The organism is Treponema sp. J25, from assembly GCF_004343725.1.
Lineage (GTDB): Bacteria > Spirochaetota > Spirochaetia > Treponematales > Breznakiellaceae > J25.
Window position 1 is genome coordinate 1 of sequence record NZ_PTQW01000064.1, and the last position, 7,650, is coordinate 7,650.

General features: G+C 49.6%; 10 protein-coding genes. All 10 read right to left on the reverse strand.

Annotated features, from left to right (window positions below):
* Positions 1-413: 413 nt before the first annotated feature.
* Positions 414-1,181, reverse strand: coding sequence for an NAD(P)H-dependent oxidoreductase (locus C5O22_RS13365; RefSeq protein ID WP_207895399.1), 768 nt, complete (start codon positions 1,179-1,181; stop codon positions 414-416).
* 13 nt (positions 1,182-1,194) lie between these two features.
* The gene (locus C5O22_RS13370; RefSeq protein ID WP_132782577.1) at positions 1,195-1,839 is read right to left on the reverse strand and encodes a GNAT family N-acetyltransferase; all 645 of its coding nucleotides are present in this window, start codon (positions 1,837-1,839) and stop codon (positions 1,195-1,197) included.
* A gap of 59 nt (positions 1,840-1,898) precedes the next feature.
* The gene (locus C5O22_RS13375) at positions 1,899-2,612 is read right to left on the reverse strand and encodes an ABC transporter permease (protein ID WP_132782578.1); all 714 of its coding nucleotides are present in this window, start codon (positions 2,610-2,612) and stop codon (positions 1,899-1,901) included.
* A complete protein-coding gene (locus C5O22_RS13380) occupies positions 2,609-3,292 on the reverse strand; it encodes a fluoroquinolone export ABC transporter permease subunit (RefSeq protein WP_132782579.1) in 684 nt (227 codons plus the stop codon). The genes C5O22_RS13375 and C5O22_RS13380 overlap by 4 nt, the downstream gene beginning before the upstream one ends.
* The gene (locus C5O22_RS13385; protein ID WP_132782580.1) at positions 3,289-4,134 is read right to left on the reverse strand and encodes an ABC transporter ATP-binding protein; all 846 of its coding nucleotides are present in this window, start codon (positions 4,132-4,134) and stop codon (positions 3,289-3,291) included. The genes C5O22_RS13380 and C5O22_RS13385 overlap by 4 nt, the downstream gene beginning before the upstream one ends.
* Entirely contained in the window at positions 4,131-4,733 is a 603-nt protein-coding gene (locus tag C5O22_RS13390) for a TetR/AcrR family transcriptional regulator (protein ID WP_132782581.1), read from the reverse strand. The genes C5O22_RS13385 and C5O22_RS13390 overlap by 4 nt, the downstream gene beginning before the upstream one ends.
* 420 nt (positions 4,734-5,153) lie before the next feature.
* Positions 5,154-5,957 carry a bifunctional hydroxymethylpyrimidine kinase/phosphomethylpyrimidine kinase gene (gene thiD / locus C5O22_RS13395; RefSeq protein WP_132782582.1) on the reverse strand — a complete coding sequence of 268 codons (804 nt, stop codon included), beginning with the start codon at positions 5,955-5,957 and terminating at the stop codon, positions 5,154-5,156.
* Complete coding sequence (locus C5O22_RS13400) at positions 5,872-6,600, reverse strand: HAD family hydrolase (protein ID WP_132782583.1); 729 nt, start codon at positions 6,598-6,600, stop codon at positions 5,872-5,874. Before C5O22_RS13400 ends, thiD begins: the two co-directional genes overlap by 86 nt.
* Positions 6,597-7,238 (reverse strand): thiamine phosphate synthase, encoded by a 642-nt coding sequence (gene thiE, locus C5O22_RS13405; RefSeq protein ID WP_132782584.1) that lies wholly within the window; start codon positions 7,236-7,238, stop codon positions 6,597-6,599. The genes C5O22_RS13400 and thiE overlap by 4 nt, the downstream gene beginning before the upstream one ends.
* The gene (locus tag C5O22_RS13410) at positions 7,225-7,494 is read right to left on the reverse strand and encodes a hydroxyethylthiazole kinase (protein WP_279432203.1); all 270 of its coding nucleotides are present in this window, start codon (positions 7,492-7,494) and stop codon (positions 7,225-7,227) included. Before C5O22_RS13410 ends, thiE begins: the two co-directional genes overlap by 14 nt.
* Between the last annotated feature and the right edge of the window lie 156 nt (positions 7,495-7,650).

The following is a 7,650-nucleotide window of genomic DNA, read 5'->3' on the forward strand; positions in this document are numbered from 1 at the left end:
TGGTGGAAGCAGCTTTTTAAGAATTGTATTCCGTATCTGGGCGCTATACCGAGCCATAGGTCACCTCCTGTTCCATCTTGTTCTAGGTGACAACTATTATGGCAGAGCGCGGTCCGGCAGGTGTTGTCATGCCGAATTTGTCTGTTGATTAGCAACAATATTTTTAGTTGTACTTTTTGCAGTTTGTATTGCAAATTAATTCCGCCTTTCTAAATGCCATATCATTTCTGCTGTTTGTCACTGTCATGACTGCAATTGTCAACTGAGCAATATGAACAGATATACCAAATCTCAAAATTTACCATACACGTCTTTAACACACGTTTCGGCATCTGGAGAGAAAACGCGCGCACCAAAAATCTGCTTTCCTATGAAAATGAAGTTAATGCTGTATCAATGGTTCCGCTTTTGTGTTATGCTTTCCATGGTTTTTTACCGTCCAGCCACCCGTATTCTTTCCAATGGGCAGCCTCAGGGTCATTTGATTTTTTCTTTATTCCGGCCATAAGATTAAACATAAATCGAATATAGAGAGACGGTTTTCCCAAATCCGCTTTCTCTACTGTTTTAGCAAGCCGTTTCATATCCGCTTCAATTTTTTTCTTTTTCTTATCATTGACCTCTTTCCAACTTGTTGCCTGAACCGCCGTTGCATATGTCTTTATATAGGGAACACCCCAGTATGCAAGCGTTCTTTTCAATTGAGAACAAACTCTGCCTGCGCCTACTATTCCGGCCGAAGTAGAAATCACGACCGCCTTCATATGAAACATACTGCTTTGCGGTCTATGTGGAATCCAGTACTGATGAAACAAATCTATAAATGCTTTCATAGGCGCTGAGGGAAGCATGCAATAATTCGGGCTCGTAAGTATGAGAATATCTGCTTGTTTCATAGCATCGGCAATAACTTTCTTCTCTTCATAAAAGGGACAAACAGATAAATCCTTCATACAGCTATAGCACCCCAGGCAGAAATGATTCAGATCCCTCGGTAAAAAGAATTCTGTGATTTCTTTCTCACTGCTAAAGCTGTTTGTCAACAGATTTCCGATGTGCCATGTACTGCCTTTATGATTTTGTCCATTAATCACAACAATCTTCATAGTAATATTTCTCCTTTTTTCTTGTCTTTTCATGAACTCAGGGAAATCGCGCAAAATTCCCGATCTGCGGTTCATATTCAATCCTCCTTCAAACAGCCGGCGGACCACCGGCCTGCCCGGGATAATACGCTCTCATAAACGCCTGATGGAAGGCCCAAAAGCCGTCGTCGTCCCGCTCCGCACGTTCAAATTCCGTTTCTGCCAGAAAGTAAAGCGTGCCGCCGCCGTGCAAAGCGCCAGCCTTCAGTTCATATGCCATGAACGAATCGTCCGAGGAACCGTCCCGCAGTGTGAGTCCGTATTTGCGGGCGCGCACAAAGCCAAGCTTTGGGTAATAATCGGGAACCCCATCAATCAAAACGGCCGCAAAGCCCATTTCCCTCGCTTTTTCCATGCTGTGGCGCACCAGCATCCGGCCGATTCCCTGCCGCTGGCATTTTGGAAGCACCGAGAGAGGGCCGAAGGTAACGGTTTCCAGCTCCGTTTTGTCCAGGCGGACAACCGCGCTCCTTGTATAAAGTATATGCCCGACGATTTTTCCCTCCGCTTCCGCGACATAACAAAGCTCCGGTGTCACATGCGGACAGTTTTGCAGTAAATGGATAAGATAATGCTCGTCCGTACGCCGCCTGCCCGGGTAGTCCAGCGTAAGAAACGCCTCGTAGGTCAGGCGCAGAATCGCTTCATAATCGTCGGGCATCTCGTTCCGTATAATAATATTTTCCACACCCATTTCGCGTGATCCTCCTCTTCAAGAAATGCATGGTATCTGATATCGTTTCCCTGTTCGCATCAATAGAGCTTCCTTTCAAGCCTGCGCCCGAGCGCCCATATCCAAATAAGGGAAACCGCCAGCGCCGGAAGCATGAGCAGGCTGTTTTCCTCCAGACAAAGCTTTGCCGCCCAAAAAGAGGGAAGGAAAGCGGCGAGATACTGCGCGCCGGACAATACGAAAAAGGGTGCAACCAGCCCGACAAACAGAAGTCCCGACAACTTGACCATTGCCATTCCCTCCACCCTGTTGCGGGAAAAGGAGAATATAAAAAGCGCAACGGCTATGCTTGAAAGGCCCATCAGCAGGGAGACTGCCGAAAGCGCGAGATAATTCCAATTGGTAAGCGAGAAAAAATGGATAAGCAGGATTGAAATGGGGAAAGCAATGGCCGCCGGCAGCACCAGTCTTGAGAGCATATATCCCGTTTTGCCCACGGGGGTGACCGCCATGTATCCCGCCATGTTCTCGTCCCGCTCGGTCAGCATCACCATGGCCGAAGCAAAGCAAAACATGTACGGGGGCATGAGGCACAGCACAAGATCGAGCAGGAGGTAATAGCCGGCAAGTATCGTCCGCTTCTGAAAATAAGCGCACAGCAGGCTTTCCGCATATGGTATCCCGAAGCGGAAAAGAAGCGCGACCAGCAGGGGAGCGAGGCATACCGCCCAGAGCATGTCGTCCCTGATAATCTGGCGGATGAATATGCCGAATGAACGCATAAGCGGCTTCACAGCTTAATCCCTCCTATCTCCCTGAACATGCTCTTGACCGTTCGATTTGCAATCAAAGCGAAAAATAAGGTCCATAATACTAAAATTATGAAAGCCGTAAACGCATATTTTCCGTTTTCGCAAAGCTCCATCAGGCAGACGCCCGGGTGAAGCAGCAGCCAGCCCGGCCTCCAGCCGAACAGCCAGGCGATGGCGGGAATGTTGATAAGCAGTTCGGCCGGTATGGTGGAAATGATAAAGTCGTTCAGACTGACGCTTTTTGCCGCGACCAGCAGGCCTACGGCGGAAAACAGGCAGGAGCACAAGAATATGCCCACAAGAAAGCGGGCGGTCATATTGACCGCATGGCTGAAAAAGCCTATGGAAAATCCGACGATTACGGAAATCACGCCGATGGATAACAGCTTTGACAACATATACTCGTATGTTTTTACAGGTGAAACGGCGATGCTGTCCAGCACCCGCTCGCTTTTTTCAAAAAGCACGATCGCTCCCATAAAGTAAAGCCCCATCGCCGCCGGATCCGTAAAGATCATCAGTATGGCCGCCTTTTCCCTCCATGCCTGAGGGAATGAAAAGATCAGGCTGATATACAGGATTGAAAAAACCAGATAAAGAAGATAAAACCCGTATTTGTACTGAAACCTGATATCGCCCCGCAGCAAAGACCATATTCTCATTGCAGCCGCCTCCCCGTAATCTCCACAAAAACATCGTTCAACGTGGGTTCGCTGCTGTGAATGGACAGCAGCCGATTCTCTTTCAGCAGCCTTTGCAGGAGCTCATCCTCCCCGGTGCGACTTAATTCCACTTCCCGCTGTCTTTCCTTCCCGTCCTGGAAATAGGTGTACCGGATCATGGAAGCGCCCTTTGCCATAATCAGCCCGCGAGGCGTATCCAGCGCCCGCAGGCTGCCGTCTACAATGAAGGCTACCCGGTCGCACAGCTCGGTGGCGTCGTACATATTGTGTGTGGTAAGCAGTATGGTTTTCCCCATTGCCTTCTGCCTAAGGATGATATCCTTCATTTGCCGCGCGTTGGACGGATCAAGGCCGGACGTCGGCTCGTCAAGGAACAGCAGCTTGGGATCGTGGATCAGGGCCTTGATGAAATTCAAACGGGATTTCATCCCTTTTGAGAAATCCGATACGCGTTTGTCGGCATCATTCAGCAGCCCCACGCTTTTAAGCAGCTCGTCGGCATCCAGGCTTCTTTTGTAAAGGGAGGCGAAAAAGCGCAGGTTCTCCCTTGCCGTCAGCTTCTCATACAGACTCGGAAACTCAAAATCAACGCCGATGCTTTCATAAAACCTTCCGTCGCGGTTTTTCACCTCGACGCCATTCACTATTACGCTCCCCCTGTAATCCGTCAGAAGCCCGGTAAGTATCTTCTGCAGCGTGCTCTTGCCCGCGCCTGAAGGCCCCAGAAAGCCGAATATCTCGCCGTCCCCGACTTCAAAGCTCATATTTTCGATAAAAGGCCGGTTAGTATAGCTGAATTTCAAATTTTTAACGCTTATCATTCTGCGCCCTCCTCAAACATCTGCATTACAACGCCGCGGATCATCAGCCTCAGCGCGTCTTCAAACACTTCCTCCCCGATTTCATGCTTGTGCAGCATGGACAGGAAGATCGCCCTCATAGCGGCGCTGTACTTTTTTATGCTGTCGCCTTTTATGCCGGGAGCCATGGCAATGAGCTGTTCCATGCTGAAATCGTCCTTCTCCGCGTGCGCGCGGGCCACCTCCGGCGGGAGCCTGCGCATGAGCAGCTCCAGGTCGCCGCCTGTGATAAACTTATACAAAAATGACGCTTCGATCTTTTTGTATAAACCAAGCACCAATTCGGTCACCTGATCCGCCGCTACCGGCTCGTCGAGAGCCTCAAGCCGACGTCTCAGATCGGCGTGCAGTTCATCGTGAACCGAGCACAGGACGTCGTAAAACAATAGCTCTTTCGAGTCGTAAAAAAGATAGAACGTCCCTTTGGGTATATTTGCACGCTTTACAAGCTCATCCACCGACGTTTTCCGTATCCCGTATAGCCTCAGGCAGTCCTGAGCCTCTTCCATCAGTCTCTTTTTGATATATTCCCGTTCCTTGTCTGTAAATGTCTTTGGCATGTCATCTCATCCAATCGGTTTGACTATATTTATAATTATAGTCAAAATAAATGTTTTGTCAAGAGGGGATTTTATTTTATATTTTTATAACGTTTACGCTGTAAATATTTTGCTTGCGTTTTTCCTGCTTAAATTGCAGACCTTTGAAGCCCAATATTTTTAATGCCCCCAAACTTTCCGCGATTCCTTTTCTCACGATAGGCGCGAAAGCGCTGCAGGGAAGCGTACGTCTTTACACGATATCGGTTCAAAAAAGGCAAAAGCCGCCCGTCAAGGAGGCTCGACTATGCTTCTTTAACGTGAAAAAGCCCAGTGTTACTGGACTTTTTCACGCTCAATACTGACGAAATAATTCTCTTCCTTTATCTTGCAGTTAATTTCGTAATATCTGCAGATTTTTAACACGCATTGTGGTAACATTTAGCCTATTCCATTTATGCAGCTGCTTAAGTTATACATATGATTCACCGGCCCCGGACCTTTTCCCAAATCGAGCATAGCCTTGAGCGCGCCGGTCAAATAATCCTTGGCGTTTCGAACACTCTCGTCCAGCGTTTTCCCGTCGGCAAGATTGCATGCAATCGCGGAGGATAGCGTACACCCGGTACCATGCGTATTCGGATTGTTCACACGTTCGGACCTATACCAATGGATATTTCCGTTTTCATATAGCAAGTCGTGCGCATCATTGACTCGGTGTCCGCCCTTAACGAGAATCGCGCCGCCGAATCGTTCGGCTAACAATTCTGCGGCCTGAATCATGTCGTCTTCATCCTTCACTTTGAGTCCGCAGAGGACCTCTGCTTCCGGAATATTCGGCGTTATGACCGTGGCAATCGGCAGGAGTTTTGCAACAAGCGAATCTATTGCCGCATCAGATATCAGCTTGCCGCCGCTGGTGGAAACCATAACCGGATCGACAACAATGTTTTTAGCGCCATATTGCCGCAGCTTTTCAGCGATAACATCGATGATATCGCTGCCGGACGCCATCCCGATTTTCACTGCGTCGGGGTAAATATCGGTAAAAATACAATCGAGCTGCTTGCCGATAAATTCCGGCGGTGCTTCTATTATCCCGTATACGCCAGTGGTATTTTGAGCCGTCAGCGCCGTGATCGCGCTCATTGCGTACATTTTATGCGCCGTGATGGTCTTGATGTCGGCCTGAATCCCGGCTCCTCCGCTGGAATCGGAGCCTGCTATCGTTAAAACCTTCCTCATTCAGAATACCTTCCATTTCTTCAAAGGATCGAATATACAAATCCGCCAACCCGCGAATTTCATCGATATTGGGTTCAGACCGGTCAAAAACGCCGACGACATGGTAGCCCGCGCTTTTGGCAGTTCTGACGGCGTAAAGCGCGTCTTCAAACACCCATGTGCTGTTTTTCGGCGTCTGCAAAGATCGGTGAGCGGCATGGAAAATATCCGGCCTATCCTTTCCGTGTCCGACGGAGCCGCAGGTGAAGATCTCTCCAAAATACGAAAGCAGGCCGGTGCGCGAAAGCGCCGCTTCCGCAAGATGGCGATCGGTAGCCGTGGCAATACACATTTTGACCCGCCGATTTTTCAACTCGGCAAGGAATTCCGTGACGCCTGTTTTCGGCAGCACCTCGGCCGTGTAATAATGCCGTATCATACCGTTCACGCCGGACATGATCGCATCCGCGCTGTCGGTCAGCCCGTATTCTGTTTGATAATAACGCGCGGCCTGGTAAAGGCTCATGCTTTTGAATATTTCATTCAGGTTCTCATGCGGCTCAATTCCGCGGCTGCGAAGGTATTCCTCGCCGATCGTATCCCAAATGAACATTGAATCCAGCAAGGTGCCGTCCAAATCAAAGATCGCCCCGTCAATTTTCATGTGCGCATCACTTCTTTCGATAAGGCCCGGAGGTTCCGGCACTCCCGTTCAATATCTTCACTTCCGAATATGGCCGAAACCAGCGCGATTCCGTCCACGCCCGTGCCGGAAAGCTGTGAAATATTATGCCTGTTTATGCCTCCTATGGCTACCACCGGAATGGATACGGCCCCGCAGATCGCTTTGAGCATATCACGCGGAACCGCATCGGCATCCGGTTTGGTCGATGTGGTGAATACCGCGCCAACGCCGAGATAATCCGCCCCGTTTTTTTCAGCAAGCACCGCCTGCTCCACTGTCTGCACAGAAACGCCGAGGATCATGTTTTCTCCCGCGTATTCCCGAACATCCTCCGCCTGCATGTCGTGCTGACCGACGTGGATACCGTCGGCGCCACACTCTATGGCAACCTTGACATTGTCATTGACGATAAACGGAACATGGTATTTCCTGCAAAGCTTTTTTATATCAAGCGCTTCCCGTAAAAAATCGGCGTCGCTCAGTTCCTTTTCACGAAGCTGAATACAGGTCGCGCCGCCTTTGAGGGCGCATTCCACCTGCTCGCACAGGGTTTGCCTGCCAACCCATCTGCGGTCGGTGACGGCATAGAGCAGCATGGATTTTTTATCGCATCTCATATTTCGCACCTCTTTCCAACGCGTCCCCGGTCAGATTGCAGACCGCGTCGATAATATAGTTCCTGTAAGAGGAATTCCCGTCCAGCGCCGACATACGGGCATATGCCAGTTCTCCGCAAAGCCCCATCGCGCAGACGGCGGCTGCGGCAGACTCCAAAGGATGCTCCGGGCTTGCGGCAACATATGCCGTAATCAGGGCCGAAAGCTGGCAGCCTGTCCCGGTGATCCTGCTCATCATTGGGTGTCCGTTACGGATGCAATAAAGATCCTAGTGCCGAACAAAAAAACGACACAGGAGTGCCTTGTCCTCTATGCAAAAACTGATAGGAACTGTCATTTCGGGAGGAACTGTCATTTCGGGATTTTTGCGGTTTTAGGTTAAAATTTTCGGTTTACTGATAGGAACTGTCAT

Bases quoted from the DNA above. Each gene is read 5' to 3' on its own strand.
- C5O22_RS13370 (WP_132782577.1), bottom strand. From the start codon at position 1,839: ATGGGTGTGGAAAATATTATTATACGGAACGAGATGCCCGACGATTAT.
- thiE (WP_132782584.1), bottom strand. From the start codon at position 7,238: ATGAGATGCGATAAAAAATCCATGCTGCTCTATGCCGTCACCGACCGC.
- C5O22_RS13385 (WP_132782580.1), bottom strand. From the start codon at position 4,134: ATGATAAGCGTTAAAAATTTGAAATTCAGCTATACTAACCGGCCTTTT.
- C5O22_RS13365 (WP_207895399.1), bottom strand. From the start codon at position 1,181: ATGAACCGCAGATCGGGAATTTTGCGCGATTTCCCTGAGTTCATGAAA.
- thiD (WP_132782582.1), bottom strand. From the start codon at position 5,957: ATGAGGAAGGTTTTAACGATAGCAGGCTCCGATTCCAGCGGAGGAGCC.
- C5O22_RS13380 (WP_132782579.1), bottom strand. From the start codon at position 3,292: ATGAGAATATGGTCTTTGCTGCGGGGCGATATCAGGTTTCAGTACAAA.
- C5O22_RS13400 (WP_132782583.1), bottom strand. From the start codon at position 6,600: ATGAAAATTGACGGGGCGATCTTTGATTTGGACGGCACCTTGCTGGAT.
- C5O22_RS13390 (WP_132782581.1), bottom strand. From the start codon at position 4,733: ATGCCAAAGACATTTACAGACAAGGAACGGGAATATATCAAAAAGAGA.